At 36.4% G+C, this 22,821-nt stretch carries 15 protein-coding genes; 7 read left to right on the top strand and 8 right to left on the bottom strand.

Annotated features, from left to right (window positions below; translation table 11 throughout):
- Window positions 1–74 precede the first annotated feature (74 nt).
- From ACFINK_RS01925 to thpR, 3 genes are all read left to right on the top strand, one after another.
- Window positions 75–473, top strand: coding sequence for a PTS sugar transporter subunit IIA (locus ACFINK_RS01925; protein ID WP_375611386.1), 399 nt, complete (start codon window positions 75–77; stop codon window positions 471–473).
- 17 nt (window positions 474–490) lie between these two features.
- The gene (locus ACFINK_RS01920) at window positions 491–784 is read left to right on the top strand and encodes an HPr family phosphocarrier protein (protein WP_012754483.1); all 294 of its coding nucleotides are present in this window, start codon (window positions 491–493) and stop codon (window positions 782–784) included.
- Window positions 785–1,410: 626 nt separating this feature from the next.
- Window positions 1,411–1,950, top strand: a complete 540-nt coding sequence (thpR, locus tag ACFINK_RS01915) for an RNA 2',3'-cyclic phosphodiesterase (RefSeq protein WP_375611385.1) — start codon at window positions 1,411–1,413, stop codon at window positions 1,948–1,950.
- Between the two features lie 106 nt (window positions 1,951–2,056).
- Here the strand turns inward: thpR and grpE are convergent, their stop codons facing one another.
- Both grpE and hrcA read right to left on the bottom strand, forming a co-directional pair.
- Window positions 2,057–2,719: a nucleotide exchange factor GrpE gene (gene grpE, locus ACFINK_RS01910; protein ID WP_375611384.1), complete on the bottom strand. Its 663-nt coding sequence runs from the start codon at window positions 2,717–2,719 to the stop codon at window positions 2,057–2,059.
- Between the two features lie 124 nt (window positions 2,720–2,843).
- Complete coding sequence (hrcA, locus tag ACFINK_RS01905; protein ID WP_273790224.1) at window positions 2,844–3,914, bottom strand: heat-inducible transcriptional repressor HrcA; 1,071 nt, start codon at window positions 3,912–3,914, stop codon at window positions 2,844–2,846.
- A 513-nt stretch (window positions 3,915–4,427) separates the two neighbouring features.
- On the opposite strand from hrcA, the gene rdgB reads away from it, so the two are divergent.
- A complete protein-coding gene (gene rdgB, locus ACFINK_RS01900; RefSeq protein ID WP_375606138.1) occupies window positions 4,428–5,075 on the top strand; it encodes an RdgB/HAM1 family non-canonical purine NTP pyrophosphatase in 648 nt (215 codons plus the stop codon).
- Complete coding sequence (gene hemW, locus ACFINK_RS01895) at window positions 5,072–6,271, top strand: radical SAM family heme chaperone HemW (RefSeq protein ID WP_375638155.1); 1,200 nt, start codon at window positions 5,072–5,074, stop codon at window positions 6,269–6,271. Before rdgB ends, hemW begins: the two co-directional genes overlap by 4 nt.
- A gap of 1,605 nt (window positions 6,272–7,876) precedes the next feature.
- Here hemW and dapE read toward each other — a convergent pair.
- From dapE to ACFINK_RS01880, 3 genes are all read right to left on the bottom strand, one after another.
- On the bottom strand, window positions 7,877–9,049 hold the full coding sequence (gene dapE, locus ACFINK_RS01890; RefSeq protein WP_375611380.1) for a succinyl-diaminopimelate desuccinylase: 1,173 nt from the start codon (window positions 9,047–9,049) through the stop codon (window positions 7,877–7,879).
- A gap of 221 nt (window positions 9,050–9,270) precedes the next feature.
- The gene (locus tag ACFINK_RS01885) at window positions 9,271–10,017 is read right to left on the bottom strand and encodes a M48 family metallopeptidase (protein WP_375611379.1); all 747 of its coding nucleotides are present in this window, start codon (window positions 10,015–10,017) and stop codon (window positions 9,271–9,273) included.
- A 31-nt stretch (window positions 10,018–10,048) separates the two neighbouring features.
- On the bottom strand, window positions 10,049–10,828 hold the full coding sequence (locus ACFINK_RS01880) for an alpha/beta hydrolase (RefSeq protein WP_375612802.1): 780 nt from the start codon (window positions 10,826–10,828) through the stop codon (window positions 10,049–10,051).
- A 196-nt stretch (window positions 10,829–11,024) separates the two neighbouring features.
- Here ACFINK_RS01880 and infC point away from each other — a divergent pair, with 196 nt between their 5' ends.
- Both infC and ACFINK_RS01870 read left to right on the top strand, forming a co-directional pair.
- Complete coding sequence (gene infC / locus ACFINK_RS01875; RefSeq protein ID WP_026500140.1) at window positions 11,025–11,543, top strand: translation initiation factor IF-3; 519 nt, start codon at window positions 11,025–11,027, stop codon at window positions 11,541–11,543.
- A gap of 594 nt (window positions 11,544–12,137) precedes the next feature.
- Window positions 12,138–13,904, top strand: a complete 1,767-nt coding sequence (locus ACFINK_RS01870) for an ABC transporter ATP-binding protein (RefSeq protein WP_375611377.1) — start codon at window positions 12,138–12,140, stop codon at window positions 13,902–13,904.
- A 1,568-nt stretch (window positions 13,905–15,472) separates the two neighbouring features.
- Here ACFINK_RS01870 and ACFINK_RS01865 read toward each other — a convergent pair.
- The 3 genes from ACFINK_RS01865 to ACFINK_RS01855 all read right to left on the bottom strand — a co-directional run bounded on the left by ACFINK_RS01865 (window position 15,473) and on the right by ACFINK_RS01855 (window position 22,772).
- On the bottom strand, window positions 15,473–15,595 hold the full coding sequence (locus ACFINK_RS01865; RefSeq protein WP_375611376.1) for a hypothetical protein: 123 nt from the start codon (window positions 15,593–15,595) through the stop codon (window positions 15,473–15,475).
- A gap of 554 nt (window positions 15,596–16,149) precedes the next feature.
- A complete protein-coding gene (locus tag ACFINK_RS01860) occupies window positions 16,150–20,808 on the bottom strand; it encodes a translocation/assembly module TamB domain-containing protein (RefSeq protein WP_375628500.1) in 4,659 nt (1,552 codons plus the stop codon).
- The gene (locus ACFINK_RS01855) at window positions 20,808–22,772 is read right to left on the bottom strand and encodes an autotransporter assembly complex protein TamA (RefSeq protein ID WP_375628501.1); all 1,965 of its coding nucleotides are present in this window, start codon (window positions 22,770–22,772) and stop codon (window positions 20,808–20,810) included. The genes ACFINK_RS01860 and ACFINK_RS01855 overlap by 1 nt, the downstream gene beginning before the upstream one ends.
- Window positions 22,773–22,821 lie beyond the last annotated feature (49 nt).

Genomic DNA, 22,821 nt, shown 5'->3' with positions numbered 1-22,821 from the left:
CAAGATAAAGCCTTGTACAATGTCTTTCCCACCAACTATGGTTGGGTCTTATTAGTTAACAGGAGTTTGCGTAAATGATTGGACTCGTGCTTGTAACGCACGGTGAGCTGGCTGTCGAATTTTTACATGCCGTGGAACATGTTGTTGGAGTACAAGAAAAGTTCGCAACAATATGCGTTTATCCCGATGACGATATAGATCAGCGCCGAGGTGATATTATAGCCGCAGTAACCGATACAGATACGGATCATGGCGTCATCATATTAACAGATGTGTTCGGTGGAACACCATCAAATATAGCTATTCCTGCTATTGAAAAAGGACGCGTTGAAATGATTGCGGGTGTTAATTTGCCCATGCTTATTAAACTAATTTCTATTCGCAAATGTCCTGATATTTCATTATCAGACGCGTTAAGAATAGCACAAGAAGCAGGGCGTAAATATATTAATGTACCAAGTATGATTTTATAGCGGATAATAAAATACCAATGTTTTCCAAAGATACCCTCCCATGTATAAGTCGTCATTTCAATATCTGTAATAAACGTGGGTTGCATGCACGTGCTTCTGCAAAATTTGTACAAACTGTTGACAATTTTAATGTTACTGTTGAAGTTGAAAAGGACGGGAAAATTGTTGGCGGATCATCAATTATGGGACTTATGATGCTAGCGGCTTCATCCGGTTGCAACCTCACCATTCGTGTTTCAGGACCAGAAGCAACAGATGCTCTTAATGCTCTTGAAAAGCTCATCAATAACAACTTTGGAGAGGAAAACTAGTGCTTTTTCATCATAAACAAAGATGATAATTCTTAGAAAATAGGAACTTTCGATCATTATTTTGAATTTTAATTTCTCTTCCCGCTTTTATACCAATATTCATATCCATTATAGATTGGCATAATTATCATAAATGTAAAAGCTTATAGTAATTTTGTTATGCTCGATTTTTTTCTTCCTTTCCTAACATTATTTGACCAATTTGAATAGTTTTGCGTATTATGGCTATTCCCCGACTTAATCATATAATTAAATTTTTACAGAAAAGAGAACTCTTCACCTTGTATTAAAGTATGCTTTATTTTAGGCTAAAGATAAATGTCAAAATAATTTCGCACATCAAAAATCTATCAACTTTTCTTATTTTCTGCTAACTTTGTAGCCTTTATAATACACAAGTAATCTTCCATTGCACATCATTGTGATACAGATCCTGAAAACGCAATTCTTATCAATATCATAACCATTTTCTTAAAACGAATAAGCTTTGTACGACCATAATTATAGTAAGCATTTTTTAGACATTCTTTTTCTATACTATTGCCTTGTTTTCTGTGGTACGTGCCCCGCCCTTATTATCTATATTGCGCTTGGGATAGCATCTTTCATTATAAGGAGATAATATCATGGGTCGTCTATTTAGTGCTCTTCAGATTCCTCAACAAACAACAAAAGCCCTCGTATCATTGCAAAATGGCTTACCAAAAGCGCAATGGATCAACCCGCAAAATTTTCATGTCACCTTATCTTTTTTTGGCGAAGTTGAAAGCTCCTTAGCAGATGAAATTATGCATACCTTTAACACTATAGAACTTCCTTCTTTTACGCTACAGATAAAAGGTTTTGAAGTTTTTGGTTCAGAAAATGCTCCTCATTCTCTTGTGGTTCGCATTGAACCTTGTGAAAAGCTTACTCTTTTACATGAAAAGATGCAATATATTCGGAATAAATTAGAGTTAAAGCCTGATGAAAGACTGTTTATTCCGCATATCACTCTTGCACGAATATTTGATATTAATCTTAAAGATCTTTCTTCTTATCTATCTTTTCAAGATGATTTTTTTGTCCCTCCTTTTGAAGTTGATCATTTTGTTTTATTGTTATCGGCCTCTCCCTTAAATAAGGCTCCCTATATTGTAAAAGGAAGTTGGGCGCTTCAAAGATAAAAGGGTGTTTATAACACCCTTTAAAAACCCTTTAAGAAAAGACTTCATATATGTGTAATTGCAGGGAATACTGCATTTTATGTTGGAGATTTATTATTGATGTGTTTTAAGCCGAATCAGCTTCAACAGAAGCTTCTTTTGCTCCTCCTTTAGCTACACCCACTATAGCTGGACGTAGTACCCTTTCCCCGATAATATAACCTGCCTGAACCACTTGTTGAACAGTATTATCTGGAACATCAGCATTGGGAATTTCAAACATCGCTTGATGAAAGTGAGGATCAAATTTTTGCCCCTCTGGATGAATTTTTTGCACCCCATGACGTTCTAATGCTGCCATCATGGCACGTTCAGTCATTTCAACGCCTTCTGCCAATGATTTCAAACCAGCATCACTCTCCCGTGCACCTTCTGGAATAGCTTCCAAAGCACGATTGAGATTGTCAGAAACCGATAACATATCCCGTGCAAAATTAGCAATGGAATAAGCTCTTGCATCCGCCACATCTCGCATAGTACGGCGTCGAAGATTTTCCATATCTGCAACAAGACGTAAAAGCTGATCTTTCAGTTCTTTATTTTCATCCTGCAAAGACGCTAAAAGATCACTAACCTCATTGCTTTCTGTTTCAACGACTTCGTGTTCCTCTGTTTTATGTGTTTTTAAAAATTCATCGGCTGCCTGTTTAAGTGTATTACGATCAGCTGGATTTTTTAAATCACAATTTTCAAATGAAGCGTCAGTAAATTTGTTTTTTTCATCAGACATAAAAATTTTATTCCTTCATAAGATTCGTTATTCTCGATATCGAAATTCTACAGACAAAAATCAAGGGGTAGCGATGTATATAATACAATGAGCTTTTATAGTACAAATACTTACTTGCATCGTTTTAACGCAATAACTGTGACACAAGTTGAGCTGTATAATCAACCATGGGCACAATCCTTGCATAATTAAGCCGTGTAGGACCAATAACACCTAAAGCACCAATGACTCTTTGTTGTGAATCTCGATAAGGTGCTACAACTAAAGAAGAACCAGAAAGTGAAAATAACTTATTTTCTGAACCAATAAAAATTCTAACCCCAGAACCTTCATCCGTTAAATCGAGAAGCTGTGCCATACTCTCGCGCGTTTCAAGATCATCAAACAAATGGCGTAACCGTTCTAAATCTTCTTCTGCTTTCACATCTTCAAGTAAATTGCTACGCCCGCGAACAATGAGGTGTATTTTATGATCAGCATCTTCTCCTCCCCAAAGAGCTAATCCCGTTTCAACAAGATGATGTGATAAATCATCAAGTGCGGCCCTTGTTTCTGCGCATAAGCGGGCAATTTCCCCTTTAGCTTCACTCAATGTACGCCCTTGAATATGGGCATTGAGAAAATTCGTTGCTTCCGTCAATTGTGCATGGGTAACCCCTTCTGGTAAATGAACAATACGATTTTCAACTTCACCTTGTTGAGTCACCAAAACGGCAAGAGCGTGCTCCCTATCAAGGCGCACAAATTCAATATGTTTCAATGTTCCTTCTTGTTTTGTTGCTAAAACAAGCCCTGCCCCACGTGAAAGATCTGAAAGAACTCGGCTTGCTTGAACAAGAAAATGTTCAACCGATTGTGCATGACCAGCCTCTTTGACTTGCATTTCAATATTTTCTCGCTCTTCGTTTGGCAAATCACCCGCTTCCATAAATGCATCAACAAAAAAGCGTAAACCTGATTGTGTTGGCATTCGACCCGCAGAAACATGTGGTGCATAAATCAAACCGAGGTGTTCAAGATCACTCATCACATTGCGAATCGTCGCAGGCGATAATGTCTGTTGTAAAAGCCGCGAAAGATTACGTGATCCTACAGGTTCACCATCATTAAGATAAGCTTCAACAATATGGCGAAAAATATCACGCGAACGTTCATCAAGATATTTTAGTTCATTATCAATAGTTTTGTGCTTCATCACAATTGTTTCACTACTTTTAAAATCCTCATCTCTTATATAAGTTTTGCCAAGGTTTGGTCAAATAGTCTAAAGTAGTATAAAAACATATTATCCTATTGAGCTGTAAAATGCTACCTTTCAGAGTGATGCTTGATAAATTACGCAGGAAATATTTTTGTTAGAGTGTGTGAGAAATATTTAAGATTAAGAATTGATCTGTAAAGTGGTCTGCTGTAGGGACTTGTCAAGAGAATCTAGATTGATTAAAAACCGCTGTAAATAGAAAATTTCACCCTTTAGAGCAAGCAGAAAATTGGAAGTTTACCATAAAATGCTATCATAAAAAAGACATGTCTTTCCTATCTTTGCAAGGTTATCTTCGTACAAGATAAAAAATTTTATTGGAACAAAATATCATAAAACATGTAAAATAATCATATCATGTAAAATCAAGCAGAATATGTGTGTATGAGCATTTAAGCCGATTTTTAGCACAAAAATAATTCCCCTTTCATTTTTGGAGAAATCTATATGAGAAGCATAGCAGATAAAAAACTTGTCATTGCTACACATAACACCGGAAAATTGCATGAAATCACTACTTTAATTACGCCTTTCGGTTTAATAATACAATCGGCAAAAGAACTGGGCTTGCCAGAACCAAAAGAAACAGGAAAAACATTTGAAGAAAATGCTTATATTAAAGCTTTTTCAGCAGCAAAAAAGACAGGACTTCCTGCCCTCTCTGATGATTCAGGCTTAGAGGTAGATGCATTGGAGGGTGCGCCAGGCGTTTATACCGCTGATTGGGCAATTCAAGCCGATGGTACACGTAATTTTCCAAAAGCTATGAAAAAAATAGAAAATGAACTCCAAAAAGTCGGAGCACGAGAAAAAAACCAACGGAAATGCCGTTTTATATCCGTCATTTGCATTGCATGGCCTGATGCTCATGCAGATTACTTCCGCGGATGCGTTGAAGGAACGTTCATTTGGCCTCCACGGGGAGACAAAGGCTTTGGTTTTGATCCTATTTTTTTACCCGATGGATATGAAAATACCTTTGGAGAAATGTCAACAGAGCAAAAACACAACTGGAAATGTAATGATATTCCCCCTCTTTCACATCGCGCACGTGCTTTCAAACTTTTGGCAGAAAACCTTTTAGCATTCTCATGAATGAACCTTTTGGCATTTACATTCATTGGCCCTTTTGTGCAGCTAAATGTCCTTATTGTGACTTTAATTCGCATGTTCGCATCCATGGTGTTGATCAACCACGTTTTGTCACCGCCTTTAAGCGCGAAATAGAAACGCAATACCACAAAATAGGCCCACGCCATATTACAAGTATTTTTATTGGTGGAGGAACCCCTTCTCTTATGGAGCCGCAAACTGTCGATGCCCTATTGCAAGCACTTGCAAAAAAATGGGTAGTCGATGATAAAGTTGAAATTACATTAGAAGCTAATCCATCCAGTGTGGAAGCAGAGCGCTTTCGTGGATACCGTGCGGCAGGTGTTAATCGCTTATCTCTAGGGATACAAGCGCTCAATGATAAAGTATTGCGCAAACTTGGCCGACTCCATAATGTGGAACAAGCTCTTTGCGCTATTACTTTAGCACGGCAAATTTTTCCACGTTTATCTTTTGATCTCATTTATGCCCGCCCCGAACAAACCCTTGAACAATGGAAATCTGAACTTGTACAAGCAATTGATTTAGCAGCGGACCATCTTTCTCTTTATCAATTGACGATCGAAGAAGGAACCGCCTTTAAACGGCTTCATGATGCAGGAAGACTTATCCTTCCCCCATCAGAGCTAGCAGCAGATCTGTATCATCTTACTCAAGAAATAACGGCACTACATGGACTTCCTGCCTATGAAATCTCAAACCATGCAATGCCCGGTGCCGAATCAGCACACAATCTTCTTTATTGGCGTTATCACCAATATGCAGGCTTTGGTCCAGGAGCACATGGACGTTTCATTGAGCATACACCGAATCATTCCTCTTTCTGTTCAAAAACATTGTCATCACACCTTGAAAACCGCGAACGTTATGTCACAATAAATGAAAAGCATCCCGAACAGTGGCTTAATTTGGTAGAAACAACAGGACATGGCTGTATTGAAACGGAACATTTAACCACTGAACAACAGGCAAATGAAATGCTCCTTATGGGATTACGCCTTTGCGAAGGCTTAGAACTTATACGCTATGAAACCTTAAGCCCTAAACGCATTCCAATGGAAAAACTGATCGATTTACAACACCAAGAATTGATAGAAATGGTGGATAACCAACGCTTAAAAGCAACAACCAAAGGACGTATTGTTCTTGATCACATCATCAGCCAACTCGCAAACTAAAGTTTTTATAACAACATACTTATTTTAATCATAATTATCATTTTTCACAGCAAAGGTGAGATTAGAATATCGTGAGATTCTCTCATTTCAAAACTATTTATAGCAAGCTAGTTACCGCCATTTGCTTACACCTTAAAAAGGGAGAAGCATGTGGATAAAAACTATAAAAAAGGAGTAAAAAGGCCTCTTATGAACACTCTTAAGTGCTAAAAGCTATTGCAATATTTTGAGCTAGAAAGTGTATGGTGCTCTAACTTTATTTTTCATAAACATAAAGATGGGGAGGCATTATAGATTTTATATTACAACATTCATAAGCACCGTAGTAGCACAAATGTGACAAACATTGAGAAAATTTCTTTAAAACAAGTATGTGAATGCATAATACGATAATGTATTGTTCTTTATGAAATCGTGGCACCATTTAAAGAACCAGAGAAATAAGCATGAAGCCATGCATCAGTCTCTGATTATTTAAAAAGATATTACTCTAGTTACTTTTGAAAACCGTAAAGCCGAATAAAAAAGAAAGTAAAAAAAGCACGCTGATTTTCACCTTTATACCTTTTATATTTTCCCTCAATGAGGTTATGTTTGTATGTCTGTTTCAGAGATTATAAAAAATAGATATACACAATGCTTTTATCCTATTCTGGCATGTAAAAGCTGTTATCGCAAAAAATACTGAACCAATATTTATTTGAGATACGCGGCCGTATGATCGGTATTAATTTATAGGTAACAGCAACATCATGAGCTTTACTAAACAAATAATGCACTCAAATGACAAATATACTAAATATGAATCGGTATTGCTTTGTTAGCGAGTGAAACGATGTTAATCTCATATGATCTTACTTGTATGCGTATATGCTTATAAGTGTCTATACGCGTCCTTTAAAGTTATTTAATTAAAAAATTGAGAATAATACTAGGACAATCCTTGGCTAAAGAAGTCAACGTGATGCTACAAAAGAATTTCTGTGTACCTTTATCATAACCAATATTAAAGCTGATTAAATAACCTCACCTTCTATCTCGTAATGATATTGCAACGGAAGTTCTTGGGGACAAAAAAAGCAGAGCAAAATATATGAAATAAAATAAACTTAAAGCGCTTTTCCTATAGTCTTTATTCTAAGAGAGTCTAATTGGAACAAGAAGTGCCTTTTGTGAGAGCTCAGAAACCATATTAAAACATGAGCTGTGAATGAGCGCATTTATGTTGTACGAACTTTTTACAATAGCAGCATGTTTTTGTGTGTCTTCATGGCTTCAACCTGTCACTACACAATGATGATATAATATTCATTGTTTTCCATATATGATTGCACCGCCTTTCTACACCTTAAAGAACGAATATTTTCAATCCAATATGGTCTAAACAGTTCTGCTTCTTCAAGCAGGTCTCTTTTGGCTTTTCAATTATGTAATTCACTTAACTTAAAGACTCTACAGGCAAGAATCCCAACTTAAGAATATTCATTACTTACTCTAAGACTACTTAATATATTAAGTTTTACGAGTCTCGTATCACCACACCATAAATGGCAATATCTTATGGCACAACAAGATAAAGGTATTTTTGAACCAGCAACCTTTTCTTTATGCAAAAAATTCAATAATAAAACGCTCATAAATAGTAGTAAGTGTTTCCATTGCATCAAGGGCTACACACTCATCTACCATATGCATCGTTTGCCCTGGTAAGCCAAATTCAACCACTGGGCAATAATCCTTAATAAATCGCGCATCTGAAGTACCACCAGAAGTGGAACATTCTGGTATATTCCCTGTTACACTTTTAATAGCATTGGATAAAGTTTGAATGAGTTTATCATTTTTGGTCAAAAAAACATCTCCTAAACTTGGAATCCATTCAAGCTGATAAGAGGGATATTGATCACCATTGTTTTTTGATTGCACCAAAGCAAGACGCTTTTCAATTTCCTTCATCAGTGTTTCTTTTGTCCAAAGATCATTGTAGCGTATATTAAAATGAACTGTTGTCTGCGCTGGGATAACATTGACCGCTAAATTACCGGTATCGATGCTTGTTAGCTCTAAATTACTGGGTTGAAAATTTTCTGTCCCTTTATCTAAGACGATTTGTGTCAATGCTTGAATAAGCTTACTTGCCAAAGGCAAGGGATTGGCAGCCCTCTCTGGAAAAGCAACATGACCTTGACGACCCTTCACGGTAATGACACCAGAAATCGATCCGCGGCGACCAATTTTGATAATATCACCAACAGTCTTTACGCTTGTTGGTTCTCCCACAAGAGCCGCAGTCCATTTTTCGCCTTTTTTTTCTGCCCATTTGAGAAGTTTTACCGTACCATTAACAGCAGGCCCCTCTTCGTCACCAGTAATTAAAAGGCTTACCCTTCCTTTAATGGGTCGTTTCTCAAGAACTCGCGCTAGAGCCGCAATAAAACAAGCGATACCACCCTTCATATCAACAGCACCCCGCCCATATAATTTCCCCTGATCTATAACAGCTTCAAAAGGTGGGTAAGTCCAATCTTCCAATGCACCTGGCGGTACGACATCCGTATGACCCGCAAACATAAGATGGGGTCCTTCACTCCCCATTTTTGCATAAAGATTTTCAACATTATCTGTATTTTTATCCGTAAAAACAGGGCGATCGACGTGAAATCCCATTTTTTTCAAAAATTGTTCCAAAGTTGATAAAGCCCCTGCTTCATGAGGTGTAACAGAAGGACAACGAATAAGTGCCTGTAATAGCTGAAGTGGATCTGTAAGAACAGACATAAAAAACCTTCCCATTTTTTATAAGTCATCGGAACTTAGGGTTATTACGCTGAATTACAAAAAAGATAAAGCAAAACATTGAAGACACTCAGCAAACCAAGCAGGGGAGAACAATCGTGCTGAGAGCTTCAATGGCTTCCTCATTATACATGAGCAAGCACACACTCAACAAAACACTCAACAAAAAGTTCCGTTAAATATTGCCTTCATTTGAAAGTTTTTTACGCCTCTAAATTATATGAATCAAAATTAATTGCATGCAGTCTAGGAGCATTTTCTTTCAACCAAGCACGATATGTTTTACTATCAGGACATAGCTCTTCACAAAGAGCCCAAAATCTTGGCCCATGATTCATTTCAACAAGATGAGCAACTTCATGGGCAACAACATACTCAACAACTTCTTTTGGTGCCATAATAAGGCGCCAAGAAAAAGAAAGACGCTTATCGATTGAACAAGAGCCCCAACGACTTCTCGTATCTTTATAACAAATGGATTTGACTTTACGCTCTACCTGATGAGCATAATGTGCCACCAAAGGCGTTATAATAAGCGCCGCTTGTTTTTTCAAAACGTCAGCAATGCGTCTTGGGAGATATTCTAATTGACCATAAACAATAATTTCAGGCCCTTGCTCCGCATCTGCTGTAATGATTTCTGTTACCCCACGTCCCTCTCTATGCTTTATGGTATGAGAAACACCCAATAAGGGAATTGTCGCCCCCTCTTTGAGATAAGCATTTTTATGAGAGATTTGTACATGAGCAAGACGTGCCTCAATCCAAGATCGATGCTTTTCAATAAAATTTTCAACCGCATAGAGATTTATTGCTGGTGGTGTTGTTACACAAATCTCCTGACTTCTGGCATCAATACGTAAGGTAAGACGGCGCGCATACTTATTTTCCCGCACCCGTACAGGTACAGAGCGCTCAGAAAAAATAAAATGCTGTTTAGAAATGCTCATATATTTTTATCTTCATCAATAAATGTACCCCTTACTTTGCATTAATCTGATTAATAAAAGATCTCAATACTGTTTCAAGGCAATCTAAATCTTGTGGACGAGAAAAGCGATGATCCGCATCACGAACAAGTGTCAATGTTACATCATGGAGAGGTAAATGATCAAGTAAAGTCAATGTATGCTGATAGGGGATATCTTCATCTTCCATCCCTTGTAGAATATGGACTGGACATCCAACATCAATGCATCCTTTCATAACACAATTTTCGCGCCCATCTTCAATCAATGTTTTTGTAAAGGGCATTGGCTCTGTATCATCAACTGCAGGTCGTTCAATATAGCCTTTCTCCTCCAAAATCTTCCATTCTTCTGGGCCTAATTTTGGTTCCACCAATGTTTGTGTAAAATCAGGTGCTGGAGCAATCAATATCATGCCAGCAAGCTTCTTATTTTTCTGTGCTAGCATCATTGCAAGCCTTAGCGCAATCCACCCCCCCATAGAGGAACCAATCAAAATTTGTGGACCCTCACAATAGGTTTCAAAAGTCGCTAAACTTTCCTTAACCCAACGCGAAATTGTTCCTTGAAAAAAATCACCTTCAGATTCTCCATGTCCAGAATAATCAAAACGTAAACAAGACAAATCATTCTTCTGAGCAAACTGATCAACTAACGTTGCCTTACTTCCTAACATATCGGATTGATAGCCAGGAAGCCAAACCAAACCTGGAGATTGGCGCCCCTTGCGATAGCGTACTGCAAGTGCGGTGTTCTCAAATGAAAAAAACTGACAAGGAATATTTTGATCCATGATTTTTTATCCTCTATAAAACAATTTCTTTAAATTAAGAGAAAAACTTTTATAATCTAAATCATTCCAAAAAGTAATAAATCAAATAATGAAAATAACACGAATTATAGTTGTTTTTAGGTACATAATTGTATATTAAATTAACTGTAGTTGAATCAAAATTTAAGGAGCATAAACCATTCGTAAACCGTTTAAAATGACACCTACCCAAAAAGACGGACCACGTTCAAATCAGGATATTCGGGTACCTCATGTTCAGCTTATCAATGATGAGGGACAACATCAGGGAGTTGTTGCGATACAAGAAGCTCTTGCTATGGCTGCAGATGCGGGACTTGATTTGGTTGAAATTGTACCAAATGCGGAGCCACCTGTATGTAAAATCATCGATTTGGGAAAATTAAAATATCAAACCCAAAAAAAAGCTGCTGAAACACGTAAGAAGCAAAAAGTCATCGAAATCAAAGAGATTAAGATGCGCCCAAATGTTGATGTCCATGATTATGGAGTTAAACTCAAGGCTGTTCATCGCTTTATTGATCATGGTGATAAAGTAAAGATTACTTTGCGTTTTCGTGGTCGTGAGATGGCTCACCAAGATCTTGGATTAAAGCTTCTTCAGCGTGTAAAAGAAGATACAAGTGAAATTGCCAAAATCGAATTGGAGCCAAAGCTTGAAGGCCGGCAAATGATGATGGTGATAGCACCTAAATAGTTTTGCATTGGAATAATATTCGCATGCAACGCATCAAAATGATGTGTATAGTATTATTTAGAAGCACCACATAGAATTTTTGTGGTGCTTTTAAGGTTTTATAAATGTGTATAAATCCTTTTAAGAGTTTAATAATGCTTTATCAATTTATAAGAAGAATTCGTTATTTTGCATATTAATGAGAAAGCTCAAACATTGTAAGGTCTTCTTATTTCAATCTCTCTTATCATGCAATGCGGCAAAATTGTTTGCTTACACATCACAAATGGAGATGATACATAAAATTATTAAAAAAGCAGAAATGTTTTTTGTGAACCATTTCAAGTGCCAAAGACTATCACAATATGGAAATTGGTAAATACAATAGAGAAACTCGCCGGTACCTTTTATTGAAAACTAAAAATAATGATGAACAACGAATTTTCGTTATACCTTTCACAGAAACTTTGCACTACATTCTTCACTCTCACCGTCGTGAAATTGATGTGATGAACCTTGAAAGAAAAAGCTATTTTTGTAAAAAAGATTAAGGGGCTTTTTAATTAAGAGTGTTTCAATCTTGCATAAAATAATGAGAGAATATAGAAGCTCTTCATGGCTAAAAAACAAATTTCCTCTTTTGACAAACATCTTATTATCCGCCTTTTGCGAGAAAATTTTCGTAAACATATGCGTTGGTACAGTGCGGCTATCTTCTCAATGATCATCATTTCTTGTACCACAGCAACCAGTGCATGGATTATGCGGGATGTTGTTAATCAGATTATTGATGCACAAAATTTTCCTATGATTGTTTTGATTTCTAGCTTCATTGCTTTTATCTTTATTCTCAAAGGAGTTGCAACTTTTTTCCAAACTTACTTTCTAAACAAAGCAGGCAATAGTATCATTGCTGAACAACAGCGTAAAATTTTTGCACGACTTATGGAACAAGGAGTCTCTTTTTATCATAATAACACTTCATCTGATCTTCTTGTTCGTGTAACTCATAACGCGACAGCCGTACGTAATATAATTGATACTATTATCACAACTTTTGTACGTGATTTGCTTTCCGTTAGTGGTCTGTTGCTTGTCATGTTCATTCAAAACTTTGTGTTAATCTCCATTACTTTAATCGTAGGACCACTAGCTTTTTTAGGCGTTCGAATGGCTTTAAAACGCGTTCGCAGCTTGATGGAAAAAGAACTCCTTTCACTTGGTGAAATTATCAAAATCGTACAGGAAACGGCTGTTGGTATTCGAATCATCAAGGCCTTTTCACTAGAAGAAATCATGAAAAAACGGATGGACAAAGCCATTTGTGATGTTGAAAAACAAACAAACAGTATTGCAACACTCGAAGCTATTACCAATCCAATTATGGAAACACTCACGGGTGTTGCCATTGCAGGTATTATTTGTTTTTCCGGTTATCTTGCAACCCAACGCGCAGGTGTTCAAGGTGAATTTATGTCTTTTATTGTTGCTTTACTTTTAGCTTATGAACCCGCAAAAAGACTAGCAAATGTACGTGTTAAAATTGAATCTGGCTTGGTCAATATCCGTACGATGTTTGAAATACTCGATTGTCCCCTTACAGTTGTAGAACATAAAGAAGCTAAAGATCTGAATAAAACGCAAGGAACTATTCGTTTCGAACATGTTTCTTTTGCATACACTAATAACAAAATGATATTGAAAGACATCAACCTAGAAATAGAAGCCGGAAAAATGACAGCATTGGTGGGACCATCCGGTTCGGGAAAATCAACCCTTATCAACCTTATTATGCGCCTCTATGACCCCACAAAAGGACGCATATTGATTAATGATCAAGACATTCGCTACACAACATTTCGCTCTCTGAGAAACCTGATGGCCTATGTAGGACAGGATACTTTTCTCTTTCAAGGAACTGTTAAATATAATATCGGGCTTGGAAAAGAAGGGGCTAGTGATGACGAAATTATCGAAGCAGCAAAAGCAGCAAATGCTCATGACTTTATTATGAGTTTGCCAAATGGTTATGATACACAGATAGGTGATAATGGCTGTAATCTTTCAGGGGGGCAAAAACAACGACTCGCTATCGCTAGAGCAATGATTCACGATAGTGAAATTCTGATTCTTGATGAAGCAACAAGTGCGCTCGATTCACACACCGAAGCACAAATTAATGAAGCCATTCACCACCTTACTAAAGGACGCACAACGATCATTATTGCTCATCGCCTTTCAACGATTGCTCGTGCTCACAAAATTGTGGTCATACAAAATGGACAACTGATTGAACAAGGTACTCAAAAAGAATTGCTAGCAAAAGAACATGGGTTTTATAAAAAACTTCATAATATCCAGTTCAAAAAACATACCCCCTAATTTCTAGATCCTTAAATAAGATTTGAAATAAAAAATGGATAGAAGGTAATGCTCCATTTATAAAAAAAGACTTGTTATCAAGAAAAAGCATTACTTTAATCAAAGTTGGCAAAGAATTTATGGTTTATTGAAAATAAACTTCTTGGATTTAGATGAAAACTTTACTCGCTATTTTGTTGAATGCAATTGACTTTAACCATGAAATTTCAAAAACCCCTTCCCTTCCTCAAATAAGTATTGAAACATTCATAAGTGTTGTGAATCCTGAAAGAGAAAGCATAAAAGTTTGAAAAAATTATCGCGGATGATGATGAATCTGGATTAATACAACCTTTATCCGTGTTTATCCCTGCACTGATAATTTTTTTCTCCACACAAATTTTAAAGGACAAAGACTCTACCCAATCTGATCTGTAAACAATCTAGATTTTTATTGAGCTCATTCCCCTTGATAACAACTTATGTGATTCACTTATACAAGGCTTACCCTAAATATTCACCACGTGCTTTCAGAATACTGTGTCAAAAAGGCTTACATACCTTATATCACCACACCTCAAATGTCGGTCTTTTATGGTACAACAGAATAAGCTAACAATTATAAATTGTGTTGCAAATTATAGATACACTCCGTTTAAAAGAAAAACATTGAAAAAATAAGAGAGGTTTTATTATAAAACTTTTTTACTGTTGTAGCTTGCTTTAAAGCAAGCTTTGCTATTTTTTCTACATTTAGAAACTAAAATGATATTCCTCCAATACCTTAACTGCTTGAAGAGTTTATAAATGCACAACGTTAGTGCCTATATAAGGCTATAATTTCAATATGCAAAAAAACAGATGAAAAGCAAAATGACATTCCTCTTTCTTTTAACCGCTAAAATAGAAAAATACGACATATAATTCTGATAAATATTTTTACAAAAATATCTTTTAATATACATTTTAATATTTTGATTTATAATCATAATTTGTTATTTTATATCTTAAACAAAAGATAAGATGTAATTTGCTTATTGCAAATTTTCTTTATATTTATGATGAATCAATCAAAAGCGCTTGTTGTACGTCATAAGAGATATTGGTATATGCATAAAAACTCTTAAGATAAGCAATAAAAATACCTCTACACTTTCAAGTGAAAAGATTGTCAGCAACATGAGAAGCTGGAAAATAGAATGATAATGCCGGCTTATAGCTTTAGTAAATACTTATACCTTTATTAATAACGGTAGTGTAGATTTTATACCATTCATAAGAGATACTTTATACCATTTCACAAGCAATCTTATGAAATAGACTCAAGCGCACACTGAGAAATGTTCCTTTAAAACAAGTACATAAACTTGCAACACAATAATGTTATATTTTGGAGTATTCTGTTTGGGGAGCTATTCGTTATAAGAAAAGTGATCTTATTCCAGACACAATAAACAAAATCTAAAATAATAGGTAATTTTTATTATTAAAAAATATTGCTTTAAATGCGTTTGACAATAAAATCGATATCTTATGAATTCTCCGCTTAACGCTTTTGTTTATCACGTTCTTTAATGGAATCATGTCCTTCACGTAAAAACAGAATGCCATTGTGTTGCAAATTCACGTACTTGTTTTAAAGAGACCTCTCTCAAAGTCTTCCCTAAGCCCATTCGCAATAACATTCGTGAATTGTATAACGATAAATCCATTAACCCCCTCTATCTTTACGCTTATGGAGTAACAAGCCGGCACCACTCACACTATTCTGCCAGTCCCTAATGTTGCGACAGCTCTTAGCTCTCGAGATGATTCATAAGAGGCATTTTTAGTTATTTCTTAATAGTTTTATCCACACAGGATTCTCCGCTTGTAGCATACAAGCCGAATGATTTTGATTGATTCAATACGAAAGAGATTCGTACGATATTCAAAGTTCTAATTCAAGTTGAATAACAATAAATTATCTTTATAAATCAATATATTGCACACACTCCATTCTTTAGGCAACAGCACGATATGGGCTTGAAAACAAGGTAAGGTATTTCTCTAAAATAAATATATAGCAGCAAAATAACATACTATCTTTCGTGAAGATTTTGTCCCTTTAGAGAATAGCATAACAAAAATCAAATATTTCAGATATATCTCTTCACGCCTCAACAAAAAGCTTCTTCTTTTATAGGATTTCTAGTCTATGCCTCCTTCCTCAGATTTAGAAATGAGAGACAAAAAACGAAGAAATTGTTTTTTGTAAATTCAATCTTTAATAATCTCTTTCATAAAAGAGACCTATACTAGAATTTTGTTCATTTCCTATGGCACCTTTAGCTTTGAGATGACGCGAAATATCTAAATTAATTGTCCCTTTCGTCGTTCCATCAGACCCTGCTTCAAAACCCAAATAAATATTATTGTGTATGTAGCGTCCAATACGTAAGCCTGTATTCCCCTTCTCATTAACGATAACATCAAGATCATCAAGTCCAATTTTAGTTCGTAAAGTATTCAACAAAGATGTATTAGAACTACCTGCAAGATCAGCCGCTGCTGCTGCAAGTTGAGCAATCTGAAATGGTGATAATTCATTAAGAGAGCGATTAAAAATCAAACGCGCCAAAATCTCATCCTGAGGCAAATTTGGTTGTGATGAAAAATTAATATCAAGATTATCAACCGTCCCACTTACAGTTACAGTGACACGAATATCACCACTGTTATTGTTGGTTACAAAATAAACCGTAGGATTAAGATTACCACTAAAACTCGCTTGTCCTTGATCAAAATTAAGACGTTGCGACAGGATATCAAAACGTCCACGAATCATTCTAAATTCACCAACTGGATGCACATCATTCAATGGACCTGCTAGATTAATGCGTCCTCCCAGTTCAGCATCTAAGCCTTTTCCGCGTACAAAAAATTGATTGCGTGCTGTAATACGCATGTTTGATAGCACGACAGATGAAGATTCTTGTGTAACTATACGGCTTTTGCTTTTGTTCGTGTTCTTAACATCAGCACGTTCAAGTGTTGTTTGAATCGATTTAGTTAAATTCTTATTTCTAACATCAAGAAACTTGGCACTTTTAAAATGATCAGGAACAAAAACTTCAGCTTTTTCAACGATGATATCACCACCAAGAACAAGACTATTTAAAAAATGACCTGTCATTGTCATCTCACCTGATAATGTTGCCAGAATCATAGAACCATCATTATAATTGGCATTATCAAGATGAAATATCAAATCTGTCTCTAGACCATTAGAGATACGACCTGAAGCAGAAATTCCTCCCCCCTCAAACGAAGAAGCTGAAGCTTTTTCTATAAGGATATGATCACCTTTCAATTTGCCTTCAATTGTTATATTATTTAATCCTACATTTGTTTGTGAATCAAAAAAGCTACCGTCGCCTATAGAAATATTTCCTATCAATTGTGGCTTTGATAATGACCCATTAAGAGCTGTATCAATTCTTGCTGTACCCGTTATATGTGCACCACGCTTAGCTAATAAGAGATTAACAAAATCAAGAGGCATTATCCCTTTAACGTTTAATTTTGCCTCTGAACCATTAAGAGATACAGGCCCATGGATGGAAAGATCTAATCCTTTATCTCCAGTAGCTATCATATTTTCAATATGAAATGTCGATTTTTTATAAGAACCACGAGCATTTATATTGATTGACATCGGTCCTTTATGCGTCATAGCGGTTAAATTTTGACTAGAAAGCTCAAAATGAGCAGATGGATCCTTCATTGTTCCACCAATATCAACTTTACCTATCACTGTCCCATCAAGCGCTTGTCCTGCAATAAAACCATTCGCCAAACGTGCAGATAAATTTTGCAAATTAATATGAAGATCAAGCGCATTTTTCTCTAGAGATACACGCCCCTGAGCTTGTGCTTGTACTCCTTCTCCTGTTAAATTTGCATTCAAAGTAAGATTTTGATCTACAGTATTTCCCGTAGCAGAAAGAGAAAAAGGCATAATTTTTTTATCTTGAAAAGCAACGGTTGTCAGTCCCTCACCTTTTATATCGTAAGTTATATCAGGTTTTTTTAAATGACCACGAATCATAACCTGCCCTGTTACACTCCCTGCTGCTCCAAGATCGGATTTCCACAGATTGACTAAAGCAGCAGGAAGCGCATTCATTGTAAGTTGTAAATTCAGGGTATCTTGAATATTTCCTGCTAAAATGATGTTGCCTCCATTTATTGCAATTCCTAATTCATTGATTGTCATTCCATCTTTATCAAAAGAAATTATAGATGGCTTCGGCAATGTTGCATGAAAAGTATGTTGTTTTAAGTCCACAGCTTCAATTTGCACTTCTCGTTTTATACTTTCTGGAAGTTCCTCAACCATTAAACGACCAGAAAGCCTTGCATTGAGAGTATCATGCAACATCGCCTGGACAGTAAAAACCGTTTGTCCATTATTCCTATCAGCGTGAGCATTTAAACGATTGACCATTACCAAAGGTGTTTGAATATGTTCTGCATTGATAACTCCTTCAAACTGAGTCATGCCAAAAGGATCGAATATGTCAGCATCTATTGCCAATTTTTTTATTTTATTCTTGGAAAAATTCAAATGGTTAACATGCGCCTTCACATTGGTTTTTTGTCTGCCATTTTGTTCATCAAAAATAAAATCTCCTTTTACTTTTCCACTACCATCCTGCAAAAATAACGCTGAAAGTACGGAAATATCATCGGCATCAATATGCAGCGCTCCTTTCAAAAAACCGCCAAGTTGTTGAGAAAGATCACCCGTTATTTTTGCACTTCCCCCTCTAATATCGATATTTTCAAGTTTTCGAATTTTATGAGAATCTTCAAAAGAGGCCGATAAATGCAAAGGTTTCTTAGCAAAAATTCCTTCACCCTTTACCACCCCTGTTAAAGAAGTAACTGGTGCTGTATTATCTACAAATGCATCTATGTTAAATGTTGTGTTTTGAAGTTTCTTCCCTACAATTAATGCTTCAGAAATATGGGCACGCGTATTTAGTTTTATATGGCTATTGCGCCCTCTCGCCGTACTTTGAATTGTAAGTGCACCGCTTATCTTTGAGTCTAATTTGGACAAATCAGATATTTGAGCAGATAGATCCATTTTAGCGCTTTCATCTGAAAAATAACCATTAGCCTCTATATTTGTATATTGATTTTTCAAATTAAAATGACGTAAAGTGAAGCCCTTTGTATTTCGAGCAGTGCCACCTGAAAGAGTAGTATTTCCTTTGAATAAACGATCAAAAGACTGCACGCCTATTTTCATATCGTCAGCCATTCCTGATAATTGGAGATCAAAAATGCCACTCAATAAACTGATCGTTCCTTTGGCTTTAATATCTGCATTACCAGAAAGTGATTGTTTACTGAACACTTCCAAAGGAGTTAATGTTTGAGCTTTTAAACCGAGATCGCCTTTAAAAACAAAATTCTCCATTGTCCCTTTTAACCAAGAAGAAAAACCCTGAGCCGTAACACTCAGATCATGAATCAAAATTGGTTTGTTCGAAACAATATCCGTATCTAAATGCACATGAACCGCTTGGCTTAAATTTTCTACTAACGCTCCCTTAATCTTTTTAACCCCTTGAAGCGTCCCTTTAACCTGAACACCAACATGACGAGAAGCTGCATTATCAAGATTTTCGCTTACTCCTCCCATATCAAAAATTGCATCGCGAATATAAATATTTTTATTGCTTAAATGATTTACAACCAACCGCCCATTCCAAGATTGTTGACCTTCGCGACCATAGTCAATGTTCAAAGCAAGAGTATTCGCAGGTTTTGGCACTTCTGATATAGGTAAATGAATAGACTCCTTTTCGTTATCAAGAGCCATTTTGCCATCAACAAAAAGCCGTCGCAAGAATCCATCAGCGGTTATTTCAGCATTGGCTATAACATTCATTGCTTTGTTCTGAATAACCATCTGATCAAGGTGTGTCACACCTTCTTTTGTTCTTCTTGCCTTTGCTTTTAATGTTATATCAGATTCGAAGAGACTACGATATTGAACAGGTATTAAAGGGCTCAGTGTTCCCTCTAATTTCGTAGAAAAACTCTGTCCTTCTGGAACACTTGCAAGAATAACATTACCATCTAAAATAGAATGATGATCGGACTCTAAAGAAAGTTTGATAACCAAATCATCAAAAGTACCATCACCTTTCACGACGAGACTTAATGCTGGACGTTGTTCAATGTTAAAAATATTCGCCAAAATACCATTTTGTGGTTCGTTAGCAGAAATATCAATTTGAGCTGTACGATTACTATCAGATATCTTGGTGAGAACAGAAAAAGAACCCGGTGCATCTAAACGATGCGCCGCTATATCGACATCAAAATTACCACCAGCCAAGGTGAAATTGCCTTTTAAGGACATATCAGCAGAAAAACCAAAAAGATTCTGTTCAAATGTCACATGTTGAGCTGTAAGCGTATTGATAGAAAGAGCAAGCGGTAATTTTGGTAAAGAGAATTTACCAGTCTCAAGGGAAGAAACAAAAGAAGAATTGCCTTGCGGTTTGCGTAAAAATGTAACCTGTTCTGCCGAAAGCTGGTTAATATCCATCCGCCCTCTCAGCAACGCTAGACGATTCCAATCCATTTTAGCATTGGTAATTTTAAGCCAAACCCCTTTTTTATCACTGACAGTAATAGTATCAATTGATGTTTGAGAAGACAGTGTCCCTTGCATATTGTGTAAACGAACTTGACGATTAGGCGCTGAAAGCTTTCGTTCAATTAAAGAAACAAACCATGAGCGATCATCTGTTTTCATTTCGCTAGAGGGAAGAATGTCTCCTCTTTGCGCAAAAACAAAACTACCCACCCCAAAAAACAAAAATACAAAGAAGAAAGCTGATAAACGTACACCTTTTTTCATTAAAATGCTTGCCCTATACCCACATAAAAACCAATGCGAGGGTCACCCTTCTCTCTCTTTAAAGGAAAGGCTAAATCAACGCGTAAAGGACCAAGACCCGTCATATAACGACCTCCTATACCGGCTCCCCATTTAATTTTTTGAGAAAAATCAAAATTCGCCTTTTTCCCTACTAAACCTCCATCAAGAAAACTGACAAACCCTATTTTATCATTTAAAGAAACACGCAATTCTGCTGACCCCTCAATAAGCGCCCGTCCACCAACAACCCCATCATTTTCTGTTTTGATACCAATATTACGGTAAGCATAACCACGAACAGAGCCCCCACCACCAGCAAAAAAAAGCGTATTTGCGGGTACTTGTGCTGTATCATTCCCAAGAATTGTACCAAGCTTTGCCCGCGCAGCAACAACAAAACGATCCCCTTCATCCAACGCCCAATAAGAACGACCTTCTGCTGTTACTTTTGCAACAAAGTTGCTAAAACGCATCTCATAAAAAGGCTCAATGAAAACTTCACCATATAAACCTTTTGTTGCATTAAACTTATTATTACGACTATCGTAAATCAAGCCGCTAGGGAAACCGATTGTTGTAAAATTACGGCTCCCAAAATAGATATCACGTGAATAACCATTTGAAACTTCTACAGCAGCCTGTCCCGATAGATTACCATTAAAAATATGCGTAATACCTAATTTTCCTTTGATGGCTTTTGTCGTATAATTTTCTAAAACATCTTGTTGTATTTTTAATTCTGATCTGAAATCTGTATCTGGCGTGAGTACACCGGGCTTTACAAATGTACCACCGAAAAGATAATCAAAATTTTTAAAATTATATGATTGCTTTTTATTGCTACCAACACCACTTATTTTTGTTTCAATTTTAAGAGTCTCTGCATGACCCAAAAGATTATTATGCATCCAATAAGTCTCAAAACCAGCACCGTCTAAAGTTGAATAGCTACCGCCTACACCAAAACGACGCGGTTTACGTTCTTGTACAACAAGTGCAAGCGGTAAACTACCATCTAGATTAATAGTATCAGCCTCACGTATATTGATAGCACGAAAAACACCAAGGCGCGCAAGACGTTCATTTGCCTTAGCTAACGCATCAGAATCGTATATCTGCCCTGGTTTCAATCCGGTCATCCACGCGATATAAGCTGAATCTACACGTGGTTTCTTACTTATATTACGCACACTTAAAGGACCATAATAAGCCTTTTGTCCAGGACCAACAACAATCCGTCCTTCAACACGCAATGTAGCATGATCAGCCACGACTTCACTCTTCATAATTTTAGCTTTAGCATAACCTTGTTGCCGCCATCCTTCTATCGCCCATTTTTCTGCTTTCAAAATGGTTTCAGATTTAGCAATAGCCCCAAATTTATAGCCCAATTCTTCAATTGTGGGCATTTTATGCGCTTTACGTTTTTCAAACGGAGCTACTTTATCAATATTGGCAATACTAAAAACATATTGTGGACCAGCATTAATTGTAATAACGATATTCGATTGTGCTGGAAGTTGAGTTACCGGACTTAAATCAGCGACTTCTAAGCCATTAATTTTAATACTAATAACACCACCATAGCGTCCATCAGCATAAAGAGCAGAAAGAATTGCTCGATAATCTGAACGCGCCTTGGCGAGCAAACCAGAAGAACTGGCGGATGCTTTCTCTTTATCAGCAACAAGAGAAGAAACAGATTTAACTATTTTTATACCTTCTAATGGTGCACCTGGCGGTGCAACAACATCAACTTTATAAAATTTCTCTGTACTTTTGGTATAATGTGAAGAAGAATTTGTTTTCTTTTGACCAAAAAAAGGGATGCCGAAAAAATCAAATGCAGCAAGTGGCTGTGGAAAAGAAAAAGTAAAACACAAGCCTATAAATACACAGCGCACAGTCCCTGATTTTAACAAAATTCTTGTCTGGTATACCATAAAATCAGATACCTTATAATACACTTTGCATCTACTACGCTTTAAATAA

Origin of the sequence: Bartonella sp. AA16NXGY, from assembly GCF_042197325.1 — a bacterium.
Classification (GTDB): Bacteria; Pseudomonadota; Alphaproteobacteria; order Rhizobiales; family Rhizobiaceae; genus Bartonella.
Note: the sequence above shows the minus strand (reverse complement) of the source record. Positions and strands in the feature narration are given on the sequence as shown.

Coding starts and splice junctions, on each gene's coding strand:
- hrcA (WP_273790224.1), bottom strand. CDS start 3,914: ATGAAGCACAAAACTATTGATAATGAACTAAAATATCTTGATGAACGT.
- ACFINK_RS01920 (WP_012754483.1), top strand. CDS start 491: ATGTTTTCCAAAGATACCCTCCCATGTATAAGTCGTCATTTCAATATC.
- ACFINK_RS01880 (WP_375612802.1), bottom strand. CDS start 10,828: ATGGATCAAAATATTCCTTGTCAGTTTTTTTCATTTGAGAACACCGCA.
- ACFINK_RS01885 (WP_375611379.1), bottom strand. CDS start 10,017: ATGAGCATTTCTAAACAGCATTTTATTTTTTCTGAGCGCTCTGTACCT.
- ACFINK_RS01925 (WP_375611386.1), top strand. CDS start 75: ATGATTGGACTCGTGCTTGTAACGCACGGTGAGCTGGCTGTCGAATTT.
- ACFINK_RS01860 (WP_375628500.1), bottom strand. CDS start 20,808: ATGAAAAAAGGTGTACGTTTATCAGCTTTCTTCTTTGTATTTTTGTTT.
- thpR (WP_375611385.1), top strand. CDS start 1,411: ATGGGTCGTCTATTTAGTGCTCTTCAGATTCCTCAACAAACAACAAAA.
- ACFINK_RS01870 (WP_375611377.1), top strand. CDS start 12,138: ATGGCTAAAAAACAAATTTCCTCTTTTGACAAACATCTTATTATCCGC.
- ACFINK_RS01865 (WP_375611376.1), bottom strand. CDS start 15,595: ATGGATTTATCGTTATACAATTCACGAATGTTATTGCGAATGGGCTTA.
- hemW (WP_375638155.1), top strand. CDS start 5,072: ATGAATGAACCTTTTGGCATTTACATTCATTGGCCCTTTTGTGCAGCT.
- ACFINK_RS01855 (WP_375628501.1), bottom strand. CDS start 22,772: ATGGTATACCAGACAAGAATTTTGTTAAAATCAGGGACTGTGCGCTGT.
- infC (WP_026500140.1), top strand. CDS start 11,025: ATGACACCTACCCAAAAAGACGGACCACGTTCAAATCAGGATATTCGG.
- grpE (WP_375611384.1), bottom strand. CDS start 2,719: ATGTCTGATGAAAAAAACAAATTTACTGACGCTTCATTTGAAAATTGT.
- dapE (WP_375611380.1), bottom strand. CDS start 9,049: ATGTCTGTTCTTACAGATCCACTTCAGCTATTACAGGCACTTATTCGT.
- rdgB (WP_375606138.1), top strand. CDS start 4,428: ATGAGAAGCATAGCAGATAAAAAACTTGTCATTGCTACACATAACACC.